Annotated in this window: 2 pseudogenes; both read right to left on the reverse strand. The window is 44.3% G+C overall.

Annotated elements, in window-relative coordinates:
* Positions 1-154: pseudogene (vscB, locus tag R7040_RS29310) on the reverse strand (YscB family type III secretion system chaperone VscB); the annotation flags it as partial.
* Positions 155-166: 12 nt separating this feature from the next.
* A pseudogene (esxD, locus tag R7040_RS29315) lies at positions 167-542 on the reverse strand (type III secretion system regulon anti-activator ExsD); the annotation flags it as partial.

Here is a 542-nt window from a genome sequence, read left to right on the forward strand (position 1 = left end):
GTGGCAAGGCAGTTTCCCATAAGATCCATGATGAGTGCTGTTTGATTGTCAGTGTTAACTGGTCTACTTCGATGGTGTAAGCGCCATTTTCTCCGGCAATAAAAGGCCCTATCCCTAGCGTTTCCGCTAGAGATTTCATCATTTTATCTAACATATACTGCCCTATTTAAATCTGGCTGAGATGGTTACAAGCCTGACCGCATTGGCCACTTTGAATATCAAAATAGTAGTGATCAACATCGCCAACGATCTGCATGTCTTTAAACCATTGCCACACTTTAGCAACGGCATTGAGGTCGTTATAAACCACGTCACATGCATCCCAGACTTCATTTAGATCCGGTGCTTGTAAACGAGCCTCAGAGCACCACGTTTTCCAATCAGAGATGAACATATCCGTCGTTGAAGTGTAGTCCGCCAGTTCTTTCAAGTTGCTTAACGACGGTTGCCACTTATCGACCAACGCTTTATGAGATTCAATTACTTGTGACTGCTGCTCGTTCAGTGTATTTAGCTGCGCTTTTAACTGCGTTTGCTGGCTC

This window comes from Vibrio sp. 1069 (assembly GCF_033340555.1).